The organism is Winogradskyella sp. PE311 (assembly GCF_046545555.1).
Lineage (GTDB): Bacteria > Bacteroidota > Bacteroidia > Flavobacteriales > Flavobacteriaceae > Winogradskyella.
In genome coordinates this window covers 192922-211374 of the sequence record NZ_JBHZTH010000004.1, presented here as the reverse complement: position 1 = coordinate 211374, position 18453 = coordinate 192922, and the positions used below count along the sequence as shown (strand labels likewise).

Here is an 18453-nt window from a genome sequence, read left to right as displayed (position 1 = left end):
AAAAAGGCCTCCAGTTCGGAGGCCTTTTTTATTAGTACTTTGCAGATTTACCCTTTGGCAATGAGTTACTTATAAAATCTCTCAAATCGTCATTAGCTTTTATTAAATCTTCGTTTCTTAAGTACATCATGTGCCCACTTCTGTAGCCTTTAAAGAACATCCGATCTTTCATCTTTCCGCTTGGGTCGATTTGCCATTGCGAATACTTTGCAGAAAAGTAAGTCGTAGCACCATCATAATAACCAGATTGTGTTAACACTTTTAAATAAGGATTTTGCGCCATGGCTTGTCTAAGATTTTCTCTAGTATTATCGTTAGTTCTATCCCAATTCCCAACATTACCAAACACATTGTATTTTACATCGGTATGAAAGCCCAATTCATTTTTCACATAGTAATTAATAGCTGGTGTAAACGAATGTAACCATGATGTGAGTTCTGCACTATAATCTGGACTTGTACCAGTTTCCACCTTGTCGATACCAATATATCTCGAGTCTAGGCGACCAATAGTTTCGCCTGTTTTATTACGTAACAGTTCTTTCCAGAAATACCGATTAGGTACATCTAAATTTTGTTGTAAAATTACCTTTTCCGAAAGACCAGAGTAGTAACTCATTTTTTTGGCAATGGCTTTCTTTTCAGTATCAGTAATAAATCCACCTTTAGCCAGTGCTGGCATTAAATCATTAACTGCAAATTGTTCAGCTTCTGGTAAAATATCTAATAAGTCTTTAGACTGAAGGGCAGGAGGTAGCATTTTATGATACCAAGCTGCAGCTGTATAATAAGGTAAATTTAAACTCGATGATAATGGTCCGCCAACACGAAGCACTTTATAATCTGCAGGAGATACCATAATAACACCATTAAGATACATCCATTGGCTATTCTGAAGTTCTAATGACAAGCCCATAACACGTGTCCCACCATAACTCTCGCCAATTATGTATTTTGGAGATTCCCAACGATTATAGCGCGTGGTAAATGTGTTCATCCAACTGGCTAAATATGTAATATCTGCATTAACACCAAAGAATAATTTGTCATCTGGCATTTTGCCATCTTTATCGGCAACTTTCCTAGAAAAGCCAGTATTTACTGGATTTATAAATACGATATCCGCAACATCTAAAATAGAGTTGGGATTATCCTTTACTCCATAAGGCTGAATAGGATACCCTTCATCATCGATTTTTAAAATCTTTGGCCCTGTGTAAGCAATATGCATCCAAACCGATGCCGAACCTGGTCCACCATTAAAAGAATAGATAATTGGTCGTTGGTTGCCTTTAGGGGCGTTTGTACGTTTGTAATACGTGTAATACAAGGATGCTATCGTTTTTCCATTAGCATCCCAAACCGGTTGAAAACCTGTTTCTGCACGATAGTTAATCTGTTTTCCTTTAATAGTTACAGAATTATTAGTGACATATGCCGTATCTATTGGGATTTTTAAATCTTGAGAAAAGCTAAGCGTTACAAAGCATACGAGGAGGAGTGCAAATCTAAATTTCATTTTTATAATATTTGGTTGGGTGTTATATACTGTCTTTTTGTGCAAGCCAATCTTCATAAGAAAGCACAGTTTTTGTTGGTTTTGAGTCTCCTTCTAAAAGGCCTATAAATTCTAAATCATGACCATCGGGATCGCTAAAATAAATGGCGACTGCTGGCATCCAAGCAAATACCATTGGCCGTTCTGTACCATCGTTAAGAAAATTCCAGAAGTTTAAGTTGTGCTTTTTTAAGAAGGCAACGGAGTCATTAAGTATCCAATCTGCATCGCATTGAAATGCAAAATGTCTAATATCAATCTCATCTTTTGGTTTTTCCCAAAGACCTAGCATTTGTTGTTTGGGTTTGCCAATCCAAAAAAAAGCGGTACGTCTATCGTCGCGAGTACGGCAAAGTTCTAAGCCTAGCACGTTAGAATAAAAGTCTATAGAGCGCTCAAGGTCTTCTACAAAAAGATGTGTTTCATAAAGTCCGTTGATCATAAGCTTATTTATAATTAGCATTAGCAACTAAAGGTAAGCAATTTTAGAACCCTTCAAAAACTCCCAAACCAAATAAAGCAAAATCATATTTTACAGGGTCGTTTGGGTCTAAACGACGTAAGGCCTTGTCTAATTCTGCTAAGGCTTTACCATCATTTTGCTTACGTTTTAATAGTCCGAGTTTGCGTGCTACGTTACCAGAGTGCACATCTAAAGGACAACTCAATTGCGCTGGTGCTAATGATTTCCAAATACCAAAATCTACACCAGCAGCGTCATTACGTACCATCCAACGCAAATACATATTAATACGTTTGGCAGCCGAGTTTTTTAAGGGATCACTCACATGTTTTTTAGTACGTTCTAAATGTGGCACCTCAAAAAACACCGATTTAAAATGATGAATACTTTGCTGTAAAGAATTTGCCTCAGCATGTTTTGAAAACACACCTTCTAAACCTTTGTGGTTATTATATATATGCTTGAGACTTTTTATAAACTGTTTTAAATCGTCACTATTAAATGTTCTATGTACAAAACCTTCAAAACCATCTAAATCTGCTTCTTGGTGTTGTGTAATAAACTCAAAAGGGGACTGGTCTAATAAATCCATCATCCGTTTGGCATTGGTTATAATGCTCTTACGATTGCCCCAAGCAATAGTGGCTGTTAAAAACCCAGCAATTTCAATGTCTTCTTTTTTAGTAAACTGATGTGATATTTGTATAGGATCACTCTCAATAAATTTTGGATTATTGTAAAGGCTCACCTTTTCGTCTAGGAAATTTTTTAGTTCTTCTTTTTTGAGTTTCAATGTGCTTTTTTTACAAAAATACATTAAGTTATAATTCTTATATTTAGATTCAGAAGACTTATTTTCGATTAAACTATAAAATTTATATGCGTCATTTATTAGTGTTTTTTATTGTCCTTTCTTATATCAATGTTTATGGTCAAACTGATGTTAAAACAGTATTCGAAAATGCAAAAAATGAGTTTAAACGAATAGATACTTTAGATAGAGATGAATATGATAAAATCAATTACACTTCAATACTAAAATCCTTTAAAGAATCCATTAAACTTGAACCTGATAATGCAGAAGCCTTATACTTTTTAGGCTACGTATATAGTAGAATGAATTCGAAAGACGGTAGAAAAATTATTGATTTGAGTGTAGATTTAACTATAAAATCTAGCGAACAATTCGAAAAAATAAATGAGATAACACCAAAGTATTCGGGAGAATTATTATTTCTTGATCCTTATTCTAAGATTTCTGCAGAATGGGGTTCTTTAGGGCTTAAATACCTTTATGAGCAGAAAAAAGATTCTGCGATTTGGGCTTTCAAAGAAGGCAAAAGAAGAGGTGGTTTTAGTAAATACGCACTCAAAACTCACAGAAAAGTTTTAGAGGCTTGTAGTGAAAACTCAGTACTGATATCTTCAGGTGATATGTCGACTTTTCCTTTATATTATCTGCAAACAGTTGAGAATTTTCGTAATGATATATCTTTAGTTGATGTAACTTTATTGAATACAGTGTGGTACCCTAATTTTCTTTCTGTAAATAACATAATTGCGTTTGATATTCCTAAAAAGGAGCTCGAAACTATTGACTACCTAGAATGGCCAGACAAATTAATTAAGATCAGTGATTTTTCTTGGATGCTCAAAGCCAGTTATGAAGGACATCTTCTTAGAGGTGATAGAGTTTTTTTGAGTTTTTTAAAACAAAATAAGTTTAAAAGAGATATTTATTTCACCCTAGGCTTCGATAGAAGTAGCGAATTGAGTTTAAGAGATTACCTAGGTTCAAAAATTGTTGTTAACCAATTAGTGTATTCCGAATTAGAGAATGAGGACTTTGATCAATATAAAAAGTCTATTTCTCGAACATTGAAACTTACTAAATATATAGATTTAAATAATCCTGATGAATTAGCTCAATTAGAATTTTACAGATATAATTTATTAAATCAAATTAGTTATCTTTTAGATGAAAACGATAAGAAAAGAGCTAAACAATTGATAAGTATTTTAGATAAATATGCTCCTGAAAACATTTATCCATATAAATATACTGAAGATTCTGAAAGTCTAGAAAAGTATAGAAATAGACTCTAAGTTTCGATAAACTATTTAACTACTCCAATTTAATAAGCTAAAGGTTTTAAGTTCTTGTTTTTTGAGTTTCAATAGATAGACATTTGGGCACAAAAATAAAGTAACTTTTAGTTAAATTTTCGTAATGTTAGGTATAGATAATCTGCTCTATAAAAACTAACTTCGCTTTACAATTGATATAAGTCATTATAACGGACTCATATCACAACGTTAGCCATTATTAAAAAAACAGAGTGAATCAATGAATAAGTTGATAAATATTGTACAACTAACTGTAAAAAAATTTAAGGCAAATACAATTTCTTTAGTCTTGTTTCTGTACTCTACAATTATGAAGTTGGTAAAACTTATTCAACCATTAATTAATAAAATTAAAGAAAATGCAATTTCTTTACTTTCGTTACTATGTGCTATAATTGCGTTGTATTATTCACAAAAATCTATAGAACTAAGCGTAATGCAATTCAGTAAAAACTCTATTGCATCCGATAGTCTTTTCCAAGTGCAACTTGATAATTCTAAAAGGTTAAATGATAGCCTAATAAGTGAGGTAAGCAAAATTCAAGAAATTAACTCTGAATTACAAAACATTAATAGATTACAATTAAATTCAATTGAGCGTCTTAATATTGCCACAAAAAAAACCTTAGATAATATTATATATTCAGAAAGACCTAATATATCTAATAATGGTTCTCTTAAATTATCCGATATAAATAGTGATGAAAAGTATATTAGACTCGATATTCAGAATATTGGAAAGAGGACTGCAAAATCAATAGCATATAGAAAATATATTATTAGTGAAAGTGGAGAAATAATATATTCAGATACACAAAAAAATAATCCCTTAGACATTTCATTAGAAAGCAACCAAGAATTCGTATTAGGATTTAAGTTCAGAACTAATTTAAAACAAAAAAAATTAAACGATTTTTATTTCTGCTACGAGTTAAGCTATTTAGACTCCAACCTTTCTAAAAAATTCTATTATACTAAATTTACTAAATACAGTTTAAATAAAGCACTTGTAGATAAGCCTCTTTTTTATACGTGCAATACACAAGAAACGATAAAACTACTTGAGATAATTAATACTGATTTGAAAAATAAAAAGGAACGTATCTTTTCAAATAGGTCTGAATAATAAAATAACAATGGCTAACACCGTATAAAATTAATTGCTAGTGCAAGCCTACTTACGAAAATCCTCACGGATTTTCTATTCGGTTTGTATTTGCTAAATTAGTTGCTTAAACACGCAACTAATCTTATACAAACACGTTAAGCGCAGCATAAAATCCTTCTATACGAACAACCTTTTTATTTTAATTTTCAGGAAAATTAAAAGTTGAGTTGTTATATAAATAAACTCAACACTTTAAAGAAGATGAACCAACTAACTCAACTTGCGATTATTATAATATTTAGTATAACTATAACAAGCTGTTCTAGCGATGATAACCAAGAGCCACAGCCTATAACAGTAACAGACATAGACGGTAATGTGTATAATACCATAACCATTGGTGATCAAATTTGGATGCTAGAAAACCTCAAGGTGACTACTTTTAATGATGGTACACCAATTACACCCTACACATTTGCAGAACACGGTAATAATTGGGGAAGTCTAAATAACCAAGAAACCTTTTATCAATGGGCCAACACGGACGATTTAAATGATGTTGTAGATGTTGATATGCCTCTAGATTATTATGGAGCAATGTATAATCATTGGGCAATTGAAAGTGGAAAACTAGCTCCAGAAGGTTGGAGAATACCATCTGCAGAAGATTTTATAACATTAGAAAATTATTTAGCTGCAAATGGCTATGCTGGTAATGAAGCGGTAGCTTTAAAATCAGATTCAGGTTGGTTGACGGCTTCCGGAAACGGAACAAATGCTGCGGAATTTAATGGATTACCAAATGGTTATGTAAATGCATTGGGAGGCCCAACACTCTCCGAAGGAATTTGTACTTGGGCAACAACAAATACAAATGGCTCAACAAGAACTATGGTGCAGTTATTTGATGAAGCGACGATAAGTTATCCATTAAACGCTATTCAAATAGGAGCTGGCATAAGATGCATAAAAATTTAGGTTAGTAAATAGGTTGATTTAGTTAATTAAATGGCAGCTTGTTCCTTGCAGGTTGTCATTTTTATTTCATTCAGTTTTACTTAAAGTGAATCCTTAATTTGTTTGTGTAGTCTCTAATTAATTTCAAAACTTTTAATTCAACTATTCTACTAATTACCTACATTTGCAATCTCTTAAATGAGAGAATTTAAGTTTAACTAAAAGAGATTCCTGCTTTTGCAGGACATATTATGAAAGCAGGCATTGTAGGATTACCAAACGTAGGAAAATCAACTTTATTTAACTGTTTGTCTAACGCTAAAGCACAGAGCGCCAACTTTCCGTTTTGTACTATAGAACCTAATATTGGTGTGGTAAATGTACCAGATCCAAGACTATCTAAGTTAGAGGAATTGGTGAACCCAGAAAAAGTAATACCTGCAACGGTAGAGATTGTAGATATCGCAGGTTTAGTGAAAGGTGCGAGTAAAGGAGAAGGTCTTGGAAATCAGTTCTTAGCTAATATTAGAGAAACCGATGCTATCTTGCACGTACTACGTTGTTTTGATAATGAAAATATTGTCCATGTAGATGGTTCTGTAGACCCAATAAGAGATAAGGAAACGATCGATATGGAGTTGCAGTTAAAAGACTTAGAAACTGCTGAGAAGAAATTAGATAAAGTAAAACGTGCTGCAAAAACGGGTAACAAAGAAGCTCAGAAAGAAGAAGCGGTTTTAATAAATATTAAAGAGAATTTAGAGGCAGGTATTTCTGTGAGAGCAATCTCTTTTTCTGATGAAGATTATGAAGACTATGTAAAACCGTCTCAATTTATTACTGACAAACCTGTTATGTATGTCTGTAATGTTGATGAAGGTGCTGCAACTACTGGAAATACTTATGTAGAAAAGGTGCGTGAAATGGTAAAAGATGAGAACGCAGAAGTTTTAGTTTTAGCTGTCGGTACAGAAGCAGATATTAATGAGTTAGAAGATTACGAAGAACGCCAAATGTTTTTGCAAGATATTGGTTTAGAAGAACCAGGTTCTGCTAAGTTAATCCGTTCGGCATATAAGCTTCTAAATCAACAAACGTATTTTACTGCTGGTGTAAAAGAAGTTAGAGCTTGGACTGTAAATATTGGTGCCACAGGACCACAAGCTGCAGGAGTTATTCATACCGATTTTGAAAAAGGTTTTATTAGAGCAGAAGTTATTGCTTATAATGACTATGTAGAATATGGTAGTGAAAGTAAAGTAAAGGAGGCCGGTAAAATGCGTGTTGAAGGAAAGAATTACATTGTTAAAGATGGTGATGTGATGCATTTCTTGTTTAATGTGTAAATTTCTGTAAAACCAAATGCTTATACAAGCATTGTTGCTATTTTAAACGACTCAATTATATAGAGATAAGATGAAACGTTACATTTTCTTATTTTTTATTTCTACATTTTTTTGTAATGCTCAGATTAATGAGAGCGATTCACTTAAAGTAAAAGGAAGTTTAGCATTAACGGGCTTTTGGCAAAGCGGAAATGTAGAAACCTTGATATTGCGAGGTCGTTCTGATTTTAGTGTGAAACCTTGGAAAAAATGGGTTTTCAAAAACACGAATTCTTATGTTTACCAAGCCTTTGATAAGGATAAGGCTGATTCTGATTTTTTAAGCCTCAATTTCCTTTATTTTAATCCAGAGCAACGTTTCTATCCGCAAGTATTGGGTTTTGTGAGTACTAATTTTAGACGAGAAATCGACCTGAGGTATATCGTTGGTGCAGGTGCAACCTATCAAATAATAAAGCAGAAAGAAAATTGGCTTAAAGCGTCTTTAACATTTGAGTATGAAGAAACTGACTTTAAAAGTAATCAGTTTAATAATTCAGAATTTAATGGATCGCGCTCTATAAATACCTTTAGAGGTACGTTATGGCTTAATGGTAAGTATACTTTGTTTAAGAAAAAGGTTGTTATTAAGCACGAAAGTTATTTTCAGCCGTCTTTAGAACAAGGTGACAATTACCGTTGGCAAGCGGAGCTAACAACAGAGTTTCCACTTTGGAAATTTCTCAGTTTTAATATTAATTACCGTCGTACATTTGAAAGTGTGGTCATTGCAAGCCAAGAAGAAGGGGATCAATTCTTAACGTTTGGCTTTACCGTAAAGAGTTTTTGAAAATAGTATAGCATGCCAACACTAGAAATTAAAACAGTAATTAATGCAGATATAAAAACCTGTTTTGACTTATCACGCGATATTGATTTCCATAAAAAATCGCTCGAACATTCAAATGAGAAAGCCATAGCAGGTAAAACTTCAGGTTTAATTGAACTCGGAGAATGGGTGACTTGGGAAGCCACTCATTTTGGTGTAAAACAGCAATTAACTTCTAAAATTACCGAATTTGATACTCCCAACTATTTTGTAGATGAAATGGTATCAGGTGCATTTAAGTCCTTTAAACACGAACATTTGTTTAGTTATGCTAATAATCAAACCATTATGATTGATAAATTTCATTTTCAATCACCTTTTGGAATTCTAGGTAGATTAGCAAATTCTCTTTTTTTATCTCGATACATGAAGAATTTATTGATAACAAGAAATGGATTTCTTAAGACTAAAGCAGAAGCCATTACCAACCTTGAACATCGTAACTCTTAATTTTTGTGTTTTCTTATTTTAGGAAACAGCTCTAATTTCACGCCATGAAATCTAAGCAAACGTTCATTTACGGAATTTTACTCGGTATTCTTGGTATTGTACTATTTTCGTCTAAAGCCGTCATGGTAAAATTGGCTTATAGATACAATATAGATGCGCTAAGTATGCTTTTATTGAGAATGCTATTTGCATTTCCGTTTTATATAGCAATAGCCTACTTCTACAGAAATGAAAAGAAAGAATCTACTGCACGCAAAGATTATCTATGGCTTATATTTTTCGGGTTTGTTGGTTACTATTTAGCAAGTTATTTCGATTTTGTTGGTCTAACTTATATAAAAGCCAGCTTAGAACGGATTATTCTATTTATCTATCCCACTATTGTCTTACTGTTTAATAAATTGTTTCTAAAGAAAACTATTACAAACAAACAAAAACTAGCAATACTTATCACTTATGTTGGTATTGTAATAACATTTGGTAGTGAAGTTTCAATATCTGGTAATAATGCTTATTTAGGCGGTTTTTTTGTGTTATTGAGTGCTATAACTTATGCTTCATACTTAGTTGGTAGCGGTTGGCTAATTCCAAAGTTTGGTGTCATGCGATTTACAGCATATGCGATGCTCGTATCTTGTGTATGTGTTTTTGTACATTTCGGGATATTTTCTCAAGTTAATCTTTTCAATTTTCCATGGCAAGTGTATGCGCTAGGTCTAGCAATTGCAGTTTTTGCAACCGTAATTCCGTCATTTTTGGTATCATTATCCATTAAATTAATAAATTCTTCAAATTTTGCTGTGGTTGCTGGTATCGGACCAATTTCAACAATTATACTTGCTGTTGTTTTTTTAAATGAAAGTTTAACGGGTCTTCAAATTATTGGAACTATGGTTGTAATTCTAGGCATCTTATTAGTTTCAAAAAGTAAGAAGGTATAGTAAGGCACGAAGTATTTCATCAATTGTAATCTATATCCATTGAATACCAATGTTCTCAACATTTTAAAGACATTATTGTTAATTACTTTACTCAAACCGTATTTCATTTTTTAACGTATAGTCTTATCTTAGCCCTTCACGTAAAAATCCGTATCTATTTCTATGGCAGAACAGTCTAATTATACTGAAGATAATATTCGCTCACTCGATTGGAAAGAACATATCCGAATGCGACCTGGTATGTATATCGGTAAGTTAGGTGATGGATCGTCTCCAGATGATGGTATTTACATTCTGCTTAAAGAGGTTTTAGACAACTCTATAGATGAGTTTGTAATGGGAGCTGGTAAGACCATTGAAATTTCAATACAAGGCGAACGTGTTATAGTCAGAGATTATGGTCGTGGTATTCCTTTGGGTAAGGTTGTAGATGTGGTATCTAAAATGAATACAGGTGGTAAATACGATTCTAAAGCCTTTAAGAAATCTGTAGGATTAAATGGTGTTGGTACAAAAGCGGTAAATGCATTATCTTCCTACTTTAGAGTAGAATCTACGCGAGATGGAAAATCAGCATCTGCGGAGTTTGAACAAGGAAATCTTACTAACAAAGAACAATTAGATGATACCTCTAGGAGAAAAGGAACTAAGGTATCATTTATACCTGATACTGTAATTTTTAAGAACTATAAGTATAGAAGCGAGTACGTTGTAAAAATGCTCAAAAACTATGTGTACTTAAATCCTGGATTAACGATTGTTTTTAATGGTGAAAAGTATTTTAGCGAGAACGGGCTTAAAGATTTATTATCTGAAACGATAAATGAAACGGATTTACTCTATCCAATAATTCATTTAAGAGGCGATGATATTGAAATTGCATTAACGCATAGTAAAACACAATATAGCGAGGAATACCATTCGTTTGTAAATGGACAGAATACTACACAAGGTGGCACGCATTTAGCAGCTTACAGAGAATCTATAGTAAAAGCAGTTAGAGAATTTTATGGTAAAAGCTATGAGGCCTCTGATATAAGGAAATCTATAGTTACTGCGATTGCTATAAAGGTGATGGAACCTGTTTTTGAGAGTCAGACCAAAACAAAACTAGGTTCTACAGATATGGGAGGAGACTTACCAACAGTAAGAACGTATATAAATGATTTTGTTAAACGCTATTTAGACAACTATTTGCATAAGAATCCTGATACGGCAGAGAAAATTCAGCGTAAAATTCTGCAAGCGGAACGTGAGCGTAAGGAATTATCTGGTATTAGAAAATTAGCAAAAGACAGAGCAAAAAAAGCAAGTCTACATAATAAGAAATTGCGCGATTGTCGTGTACATTTTGGTGATACTAAAAAAGACAACTATTTAGATACGACCTTATTTATTACTGAGGGAGATTCGGCTTCTGGTAGTATTACAAAATCGAGAGATGTTAATACGCAAGCTGTTTTCAGCCTAAAAGGGAAACCTTTAAATTCTTATGGGCTTAGTAAAAAAATTGTTTATGAAAATGAGGAATTTAACCTTCTTCAAGCAGCATTAAATATCGAAGAATCCTTGGAAGATTTAAGATATAACAACGTCGTTATTGCAACAGATGCCGATGTCGATGGTATGCACATTAGATTGCTATTAATAACATTCTTTTTACAGTTCTTTCCTGAGGTGATAAAAGAAGGTCACTTATACATCTTGCAAACTCCTTTGTTCAGGGTAAGAAATAAAAAGGAAACCATTTATTGTTATTCTGAAGATGAGCGTAGAGATGCTGTAGAAAAATTAAAACCAAAACCAGAGATTACACGTTTTAAAGGTTTAGGTGAAATATCTCCAGATGAGTTTGTTCATTTTATTGGAGATGATATTAGATTAGATCCTGTAATGTTAGACAAAGACATGTCTATAGAAGAGTTATTATCCTTCTATATGGGTAAAAATACACCAACACGACAGGAGTTTATAATTGATAACCTTAAGGTTGAATTAGATGTTGTTGAATAAAACCAATTTTAAATGAAAGGAGCGGTAAAAGTATTTAATGCAATCACCATAATATTTGTTTTGATTCTAATATTTTGGTTGACGCAACTTAACTATTCTGATTTATCGTTTAAAGAAAATAGTAATGTTTATTTTGGGATAGGATCAGTCAGTTTAATGATTTTTGCGATGCAAATGATTAAAAATTCAATACAAAAAAGAAGTAAATAAAAGAACCCAATAACTACCATTTGAATAAAATTGATTCCTGAGTTTACAGGAATGTCAGAAAAGAGCATGAGCGAAGAACACGAAGAATTAGAAAACATAAATAACGAGCAAGAGCAAGAACCTCAGGAGACCATAACTAAGGTTACAGGCATGTATAAAGAGTGGTTCTTAGATTACGCATCTTATGTAATTTTAGAACGTGCGGTACCAGCTATAGAAGACGGTTTTAAGCCTGTACAACGCCGTATAATGCATTCTATGAAAGACTTAGACGATGGTCGCTATAACAAAGTAGCAAACATTGTTGGTCATACCATGCAATACCATCCGCATGGAGATGCGAGTATTGCAGATGCCATGGTTCAAATAGGTCAAAAAGACTTATTAATAGATACCCAAGGAAACTGGGGAAACATATTAACAGGAGATAGAGCAGCAGCATCTAGATATATCGAAGCACGTTTGTCTAGGTTTGCTTTAGATGTGGTTTACAATCCTAAAATCACTGAGTGGCAAGCCTCTTATGATGGTAGACGTAAAGAACCGATAAATTTACCTGTAATGTTTCCGTTACTGTTAGCGCAAGGTGGAGAAGGTATTGCTGTAGGTTTATCTACTAAAATATTACCTCATAATTTCATTGAACTTATAGATGCTTCAGTAAAACATTTAAAAGGCAAACGCTTTACGATATTGCCAGATTTTCCAACAGCAGGTATTGCCGATTTCACGAATTATAATGATGGTTTACGAGGAGGAAAAGTTCGTGTTAGAGCTAAAATTTCGCAACGCGATAAAAATACGCTTGTCATTACAGAAATTCCTTTTGCAACAACCACATCATCGCTCATAGATTCTATTCTAAAGGCCAATGATAAGGGTAAGATAAAGATTAAAAAGATTGAAGATAATACGGCTGCAAACGTAGAAATTTTAATTCATTTACCATCTGGTTTATCACCAGATAAAACGATTGATGCATTGTATGCGTTTACAAATTGCGAATCGTCTATTTCACCACTCGGTTGTGTTATAGAAGATAATAAGCCTTATTTTGTTGGTGTTTCTGAAATGTTACGTCGCTCAACTGATAACACTGTGCAGTTACTAAAAAGTGAGTTAGAGATACGATTATCAGAATTTCAAGAACAATGGCATTTTGCTTCTTTAGAGCGTATTTTTATTGAAAAACGAATCTATCGCGATATTGAAGAGGAAGAAACCTGGGACGGCGTAATTAATGCTATAGATAAGGGACTTCAGCCACATATAAAACATCTAAAACGTGCTATTACTGTTGAAGATATTACACGTTTAACAGAGATTAGAATTAAACGTATTTCTAAATTTGATATTGATAAGGCACAGCAAAAAATTGATGCTTTAGAAGATCAAATCGCTGAGGTGAAACATCACTTAGCGAATCTTATAGATTATGCGATTGCTTATTTTGAAAGACTCAAAAAAACGTACGGAGAAGGTAAAGAGCGTAAAACAGAAATCAGAGTTTTTGAAGATGTTGATGCTACCAAAGTAGTTATACGTAATACTAAACTTTACGTCAATAGAGAAGAAGGCTTTATTGGCACTTCTTTGCGACGCGACGAGTACGTGTGTGATTGTAGTGATATTGACGATATCATTGTATTTACCAAAGAAGGTAAAATGATGGTGACTAAAGTAGACTCAAAAACTTTTATAGGTAAAAATATTATTCATGTTGCCGTGTTTAAGAAAAAAGATAAGCGCACAGTTTATAATATGATTTATCGCGATGGTAAAGGTGGACCATCTTATGTAAAGCGTTTTGCTGTAACTAGCATGACCAGAGATCGCGAGTACGATTTAACCAATGGTAACAAAGGATCTGCGCTTTGGTACTTCTCTGCAAACCCAAATGGAGAGGCAGAAGTTGTTACTATTATGCTAAGACAAGTTGGAAGTATTAAAAAACTGAAATGGGATTTAGACTTTGCAGATATTCTTATTAAGGGTAGAACGTCTAAGGGTAATTTGGTGACTAAATATTCAATTAAGCGGATAGAACTTAAGGAAAAGGGAGTTTCTACATTAAAACCACGTAAAATATGGTTTGATGATACAGTTCAGCGCCTTAATGTAGATGATAGAGGGGAGTTGATAGGTGAATTTAGAGGTGAAGACCGTTTGCTAGTCATAACGCAAAGTGGATTAGTTAAAACAATTATACCAGAACTCACAACACATTTTGAGAGTGATATGATTGTTTTAGAAAAATGGATTCCTAAAAAACCAATCTCTGCTATTTACTACGACGGTGAAAAAGAACGATATTACGTAAAACGTTTTTTGATAGAACAAGAAGGTAAAGAAGAGTCATTCATATCTGATCATGCAGATTCACAATTAGAAATTGTATCTACCGATTGGAGACCAATGGCAGACGTCGAATTTACTAAAGAACGTGGTAAAGATAGAAAACCAAACTTAGAAGTTAATCTTGAAGAGTTTATTGCAGTAAAAGGCATTACAGCCCTTGGAAATCAGTTAACTAAAGATAAAATAAATCAAGTCAGCTTAATGGATTCATTACCTTATGAAGCACCAGAAGAAGTGCCTGCAGATGAGATAGAAGTTGTCGATGAAGAAACCATTTCATCATCTGATGATGCCTCTAATGCGTCTAAGAAGGAGGTAGGATCTTCCAATATAACATCCGATGAAGATGATGCTGATATAGATGATTCTGGGCAAGCGAGTTTATTTTAGCTTTTCTTTTTAACACGATAATTTAAAAACTCCACAAACAAAGAAAACGCAATTGCGAAATACAAGTAGCCTTTTGGTATGGCTCCAACCGTGTTTCCAAAGAATTCTGTATGCGATAAATGTGCAGCCTCTGTAATTAGCATAAAGCCAATTAGTATTAAGAATGATAACCCTAAGATTTGCATGCTTGGATTACGATCTATAAACTTACGGATTGGGTTGGCGAATCCTATCATTACAGCAATAGAAATGACTACAGCAATAACCATTAGAACGAGGGTGTAGTTTGTGTTTGGGTGCAAACCGTTAGTCATGCCAACAGCAGTAAGTATCGAATCTATAGAAAATATAAAGTCTATAATTAAAATTTGAGTTAAAGCTTGCGATAGCGATTTTATAATTTTTGATTTTACTCCGTCTTCGTCATGTTTTGGACTTTCTACTTTTTCTCTAATCTCTGATGTACTCTTGTAGATTAGAAATAAACCACCAGCAAAGAGAATGATAGCTTGCCAACTAATTGCAATAGTGAGCCAGCTAGATTCAATGGTGTAAAAAGGCGCACTTAAACCCACTAAAAACGAAACAAAGAATAGTAAAACAATACGTTGTACCATCGCTAGTATTAAACCAATATTAGTAGCCTTATTCCGTTGATGCTCGGGTAGTTTATTAGCGGCGATAGATATAAATACTATATTATCTATGCCTAGGATAATTTCTAAAAACGTAAGTGTAATCAATGCCATTATAGCATCAGAACTTAATAAAAAATCTAGCATGTTATTTAGTTGATCTTAGTCGCAACGCCTTGTTCTGTGCGAGTGGGTCTGTTTGGTTTTTTTACTGCGAGTTTATACTCAAACGTGTAAGAATCACTAGAAGTTGTTAGTATTTTCATGTGAATCGCTTCTTTTTCTGAATTATTCTTAGGGTGCAATTTTTTGAGAATAAATTCACAATCATTTATCCATCGAATAGAAGATGTATCTATTTTATCTTCGTAATAATCTATATTTAAGTTCTCAGTTCTTGTGAATTTACCGATTTTTTCTGTCCCATCGACTTTGTAAGTAAACTCGAAATCTCCAGTCTTGTAATCGTTACAGTTACGTTCTATTTCGTAGCAACTAAAAAACAACATTGGTAATATGAGGCAAACAGCACGTTTCATTTTAATAATTTGTACAAAGATAAAAATAGTGTGATTACTTTTAGGGCTTATAGCTCTTAAAAGTGCCGTCTTTATAAAAAACGACAATTTTTTCTATTTGAGAATCAGAATTTGTATTCTTTGAAGCAGGTTCGCTTATAATTTTAGACTCGGTGAAATTTGAATTGGGAGATTCAGAAAGTTTAGGCTCAGATGGGAAATTACCTTTTCCATTCATTAACCAATATAATTCTACTTCAGGATAGGAGTGAAGTACCTTCATTACAAAATCTAAACTCGGTTTGTTTCTACCCGAAAGTATATGTGAAATACTGGAGCGTTGCACACCAACTTTTTCAGCGAAACTTGATGCGGATTCGTTGTAAAAATTAATGACTTTTTGTAGCCGTAATATGAATTCTTGTGAGTTTATCATTGTAAACATGTTATTAGTGTAAATAACGTTACAAAAGTAAACAATAGTATTGTAATTAGGTCCTAATATTAAAAATTAGTATTTTAATGTTTAAATTAAAACATTGATAAATGTTTATAAAATACTGAAATACAATAAAATAAAAACCAAAAATGATTCGTATTGAATATTTTTCAATAGCTGCGAACGGTTCGGGTGTATCATTGTAATATTTTGTTTAATAATGTAACAAATAGGATTATTTTAAGCGTTTACATTTGTAAATTATCAAATGATTACATTTGTAATTCAATTTGTATTGTTAATGAATTTAGAACATTTAAATAGTATTTATTCTTTAGTTAAAACGCCAGAATTGTTTGGACGTTATATTACCAATTCTGATATAGAAAAATGTTTTGTGAGGTTTCCAAAATCTGTAATTTCTACTATCGGAAGTTCAGTAGAAAATAGGTCAATTTACAGTTTAAAATTTGGGACTGGTCCGAAGAAAATTCTATTATGGTCTCAAATGCATGGTAATGAATCTACAACAACAAAGGCACTTTTTGATTGTTTTAATCTATTTATGACAAACAATGCTATACCTAGCACAATTTTAGATGCTTGCACTTTAATGATAATTCCAATATTAAATCCAGATGGTGCTCAGCGTTATACGAGATTAAATGCCAACGAGGTAGACTTAAATAGAGACGCTCAACAACTTACGCAACCGGAAAGTAAAGTTTTGCGGAATACCTATGATGAGTTTAAGCCAGATTACTGTTTTAACCTTCATGGGCAGCGTACAATATATAATGTTGGTGATAGTAAAATATCTTCAAGCTTATCATTTTTGTCTCCATCGCAGGATGAAGAACGAACATTAACTGAGAATAGAAAAATTTCTATGTCTATAATAGCGAAGATTAATGAAATGATGCAATCTGCAGTGCCAGGAGGAATAGCAAGGTACGATGATGGTTTTAACTTAAACTGTGTTGGTGATACGTTTCAAAATATGAATGTGCCAACGTTGTTATATGAAGCGGGTCATTGTCCTAATGATTATGATAGAGAGGTGGTGAGACGATTAATTTTTTGTTCAATTCTAAAAGGTTTAAATACAATAGCATTAGGACGAGATATATTAGATTATAAATCTTACCTCAAAATACCAGAAAATAGAAAACAGTTTTATGATATCATTATCCGTAATGTAAAAATAGAAGGTGAAAATTCGAAGTCCTTAGATTTAGCTATTCAATATGAAGAAAAACTGGTTAATAGTAAAATTGAATTTATTCCTGTTGTAGCTAATATCGCAAAATTAGACCAATTTTATGGGCACAGAGAAATTGATGCTAATAAGGCTTTTGTTGAAAACTCTCAAAACCGAATGCTAAATGTAGGCGACGAAATCGATTTCGTATTCATAAATAATGAAAGAATATCACTAAAACCTTAAAATAACTCAATTTTAATGCGTATTTGTTAATAAAAATCCTTTATTTTTGCATAAAGCTTAAAGAATTCAACAATTATGGCAAAATTTAAATTAGACGAAGTTGACCACCAAATCTTAGATATGCTTATAGATAATACCCGTATTCCTTTTACGGATATTGCTAAAAAGTTATTAATTTCCGCAGGTACAGTGCATGTGCGTGTAAAGAAAATGGAAGAAGCAGGTATTATTAAAGGATCATCATTAACATTAGATTATAAGAAATTAGGATATTCATTTATAGCGTATGTAGGTGTGTTTTTACAGAATACCTCTCAGACTAAATTTGTCTTAGAGCGCATTAATAATATTCCTTATGTGACAGTGGCCCATATTACGACGGGTAAATTTAATATCTTTTGTAAAATTAGAGCTAACGATACCATGCACGCAAAAGAGATTATCTTTATGTTAGATGATATTGAGGGAGTTTACCGAACAGAAACTATGATTTCATTAGAGGAAAGTATCAACGATAAAAAGCGATTGATGCATACCATCTTTAATGAGTTATAAACTAATACTATAAATAGCGATTATGGCCCTTAGTGTTTAGCTGAGGGTCTTTTTATTTAAAACTTTAATT

At 32.9% G+C, this 18453-nt stretch carries 17 protein-coding genes; 11 read left to right on the top strand and 6 right to left on the bottom strand.

The features are described 5' to 3' along the window. Window positions 1–31: 31 nt before the first annotated feature. Genes ACFWU4_RS13590 through ACFWU4_RS13580 form a run of 3 tightly spaced genes read right to left on the bottom strand, consistent with a single transcriptional unit; the run spans window position 32 to window position 2838 of the window. Window positions 32–1519, bottom strand: coding sequence for a S10 family peptidase (locus ACFWU4_RS13590; RefSeq protein ID WP_411128790.1), 1488 nt, complete (start codon window positions 1517–1519; stop codon window positions 32–34). Between the two features lie 22 nt (window positions 1520–1541). After that, on the bottom strand, window positions 1542–2000 hold the full coding sequence (locus ACFWU4_RS13585) for a VOC family protein (protein WP_411128788.1): 459 nt from the start codon (window positions 1998–2000) through the stop codon (window positions 1542–1544). A 43-nt stretch (window positions 2001–2043) separates the two neighbouring features. Continuing rightward, window positions 2044–2838, bottom strand: coding sequence for a TIGR02757 family protein (locus tag ACFWU4_RS13580; RefSeq protein ID WP_411128786.1), 795 nt, complete (start codon window positions 2836–2838; stop codon window positions 2044–2046). A 62-nt stretch (window positions 2839–2900) separates the two neighbouring features. Here ACFWU4_RS13580 and ACFWU4_RS13575 point away from each other — a divergent pair, with 62 nt between their 5' ends. From ACFWU4_RS13575 to ACFWU4_RS13535, 9 genes are all read left to right on the top strand, one after another. After that, a complete protein-coding gene (locus ACFWU4_RS13575; protein ID WP_411128784.1) occupies window positions 2901–4127 on the top strand; it encodes a hypothetical protein in 1227 nt (408 codons plus the stop codon). A gap of 241 nt (window positions 4128–4368) precedes the next feature. Further along, on the top strand, window positions 4369–5274 hold the full coding sequence (locus ACFWU4_RS13570) for a hypothetical protein (protein ID WP_411128782.1): 906 nt from the start codon (window positions 4369–4371) through the stop codon (window positions 5272–5274). Window positions 5275–5517: 243 nt separating this feature from the next. Next, window positions 5518–6234 carry an FISUMP domain-containing protein gene (locus tag ACFWU4_RS13565; RefSeq protein WP_411128780.1) on the top strand — a complete coding sequence of 239 codons (717 nt, stop codon included), beginning with the start codon at window positions 5518–5520 and terminating at the stop codon, window positions 6232–6234. 230 nt (window positions 6235–6464) lie between these two features. Further along, on the top strand, window positions 6465–7559 hold the full coding sequence (gene ychF / locus ACFWU4_RS13560) for a redox-regulated ATPase YchF (protein ID WP_411128778.1): 1095 nt from the start codon (window positions 6465–6467) through the stop codon (window positions 7557–7559). 70 nt (window positions 7560–7629) lie between these two features. After that, complete coding sequence (locus ACFWU4_RS13555; protein WP_411128776.1) at window positions 7630–8388, top strand: DUF481 domain-containing protein; 759 nt, start codon at window positions 7630–7632, stop codon at window positions 8386–8388. 12 nt (window positions 8389–8400) lie between these two features. Beyond that, window positions 8401–8877, top strand: a complete 477-nt coding sequence (locus ACFWU4_RS13550) for an SRPBCC family protein (RefSeq protein WP_411128774.1) — start codon at window positions 8401–8403, stop codon at window positions 8875–8877. 44 nt (window positions 8878–8921) lie between these two features. Beyond that, on the top strand, window positions 8922–9818 hold the full coding sequence (locus ACFWU4_RS13545; protein WP_411128772.1) for a DMT family transporter: 897 nt from the start codon (window positions 8922–8924) through the stop codon (window positions 9816–9818). A 162-nt stretch (window positions 9819–9980) separates the two neighbouring features. Continuing rightward, window positions 9981–11831: a DNA topoisomerase IV subunit B gene (locus ACFWU4_RS13540; protein WP_411128770.1), complete on the top strand. Its 1851-nt coding sequence runs from the start codon at window positions 9981–9983 to the stop codon at window positions 11829–11831. A 276-nt stretch (window positions 11832–12107) separates the two neighbouring features. After that, the gene (locus ACFWU4_RS13535; RefSeq protein ID WP_411128930.1) at window positions 12108–14789 is read left to right on the top strand and encodes a DNA gyrase/topoisomerase IV subunit A; all 2682 of its coding nucleotides are present in this window, start codon (window positions 12108–12110) and stop codon (window positions 14787–14789) included. Here ACFWU4_RS13535 and ACFWU4_RS13530 read toward each other — a convergent pair. Genes ACFWU4_RS13530 through ACFWU4_RS13520 form a run of 3 tightly spaced genes read right to left on the bottom strand, consistent with a single transcriptional unit; the run spans window position 14786 to window position 16378 of the window. Next, the gene (locus ACFWU4_RS13530; protein ID WP_411128768.1) at window positions 14786–15571 is read right to left on the bottom strand and encodes a TerC family protein; all 786 of its coding nucleotides are present in this window, start codon (window positions 15569–15571) and stop codon (window positions 14786–14788) included. The two genes, ACFWU4_RS13535 and ACFWU4_RS13530, sit on opposite strands and share 4 nt — an antisense overlap. A 5-nt stretch (window positions 15572–15576) precedes the next feature. Further along, window positions 15577–15963 (bottom strand): hypothetical protein, encoded by a 387-nt coding sequence (locus ACFWU4_RS13525; RefSeq protein WP_411128766.1) that lies wholly within the window; start codon window positions 15961–15963, stop codon window positions 15577–15579. Between the two features lie 40 nt (window positions 15964–16003). Further along, window positions 16004–16378, bottom strand: coding sequence for a helix-turn-helix domain-containing protein (locus tag ACFWU4_RS13520; protein ID WP_411128764.1), 375 nt, complete (start codon window positions 16376–16378; stop codon window positions 16004–16006). Between the two features lie 271 nt (window positions 16379–16649). Between ACFWU4_RS13520 and ACFWU4_RS13515 the strand changes: the two genes are divergently transcribed. Beyond that, window positions 16650–17828, top strand: coding sequence for a M14 family zinc carboxypeptidase (locus ACFWU4_RS13515; RefSeq protein WP_411128762.1), 1179 nt, complete (start codon window positions 16650–16652; stop codon window positions 17826–17828). Window positions 17829–17903: 75 nt separating this feature from the next. Beyond that, window positions 17904–18383: an Lrp/AsnC family transcriptional regulator gene (locus ACFWU4_RS13510; protein ID WP_411128760.1), complete on the top strand. Its 480-nt coding sequence runs from the start codon at window positions 17904–17906 to the stop codon at window positions 18381–18383. Window positions 18384–18453: the final 70 nt, after the last annotated feature.

What these genes read in the sequence shown, in the direction of transcription:
- ACFWU4_RS13520 (WP_411128764.1), bottom strand. Translation starts at nt 16,378, where the DNA reads ATGATAAACTCACAAGAATTCATATTACGGCTACAAAAAGTCATTAAT.
- ACFWU4_RS13510 (WP_411128760.1), top strand. Translation starts at nt 17,904, where the DNA reads ATGGCAAAATTTAAATTAGACGAAGTTGACCACCAAATCTTAGATATG.
- ACFWU4_RS13590 (WP_411128790.1), bottom strand. Translation starts at nt 1,519, where the DNA reads ATGAAATTTAGATTTGCACTCCTCCTCGTATGCTTTGTAACGCTTAGC.
- ychF (WP_411128778.1), top strand. Translation starts at nt 6,465, where the DNA reads ATGAAAGCAGGCATTGTAGGATTACCAAACGTAGGAAAATCAACTTTA.
- ACFWU4_RS13525 (WP_411128766.1), bottom strand. Translation starts at nt 15,963, where the DNA reads ATGAAACGTGCTGTTTGCCTCATATTACCAATGTTGTTTTTTAGTTGC.
- ACFWU4_RS13545 (WP_411128772.1), top strand. Translation starts at nt 8,922, where the DNA reads ATGAAATCTAAGCAAACGTTCATTTACGGAATTTTACTCGGTATTCTT.
- ACFWU4_RS13580 (WP_411128786.1), bottom strand. Translation starts at nt 2,838, where the DNA reads ATGTATTTTTGTAAAAAAAGCACATTGAAACTCAAAAAAGAAGAACTA.
- ACFWU4_RS13585 (WP_411128788.1), bottom strand. Translation starts at nt 2,000, where the DNA reads ATGATCAACGGACTTTATGAAACACATCTTTTTGTAGAAGACCTTGAG.
- ACFWU4_RS13575 (WP_411128784.1), top strand. Translation starts at nt 2,901, where the DNA reads ATGCGTCATTTATTAGTGTTTTTTATTGTCCTTTCTTATATCAATGTT.
- ACFWU4_RS13535 (WP_411128930.1), top strand. Translation starts at nt 12,108, where the DNA reads ATGAGCGAAGAACACGAAGAATTAGAAAACATAAATAACGAGCAAGAG.
- ACFWU4_RS13555 (WP_411128776.1), top strand. Translation starts at nt 7,630, where the DNA reads ATGAAACGTTACATTTTCTTATTTTTTATTTCTACATTTTTTTGTAAT.
- ACFWU4_RS13515 (WP_411128762.1), top strand. Translation starts at nt 16,650, where the DNA reads ATGATTACATTTGTAATTCAATTTGTATTGTTAATGAATTTAGAACAT.
- ACFWU4_RS13565 (WP_411128780.1), top strand. Translation starts at nt 5,518, where the DNA reads ATGAACCAACTAACTCAACTTGCGATTATTATAATATTTAGTATAACT.
- ACFWU4_RS13570 (WP_411128782.1), top strand. Translation starts at nt 4,369, where the DNA reads ATGAATAAGTTGATAAATATTGTACAACTAACTGTAAAAAAATTTAAG.
- ACFWU4_RS13540 (WP_411128770.1), top strand. Translation starts at nt 9,981, where the DNA reads ATGGCAGAACAGTCTAATTATACTGAAGATAATATTCGCTCACTCGAT.
- ACFWU4_RS13530 (WP_411128768.1), bottom strand. Translation starts at nt 15,571, where the DNA reads ATGCTAGATTTTTTATTAAGTTCTGATGCTATAATGGCATTGATTACA.
- ACFWU4_RS13550 (WP_411128774.1), top strand. Translation starts at nt 8,401, where the DNA reads ATGCCAACACTAGAAATTAAAACAGTAATTAATGCAGATATAAAAACC.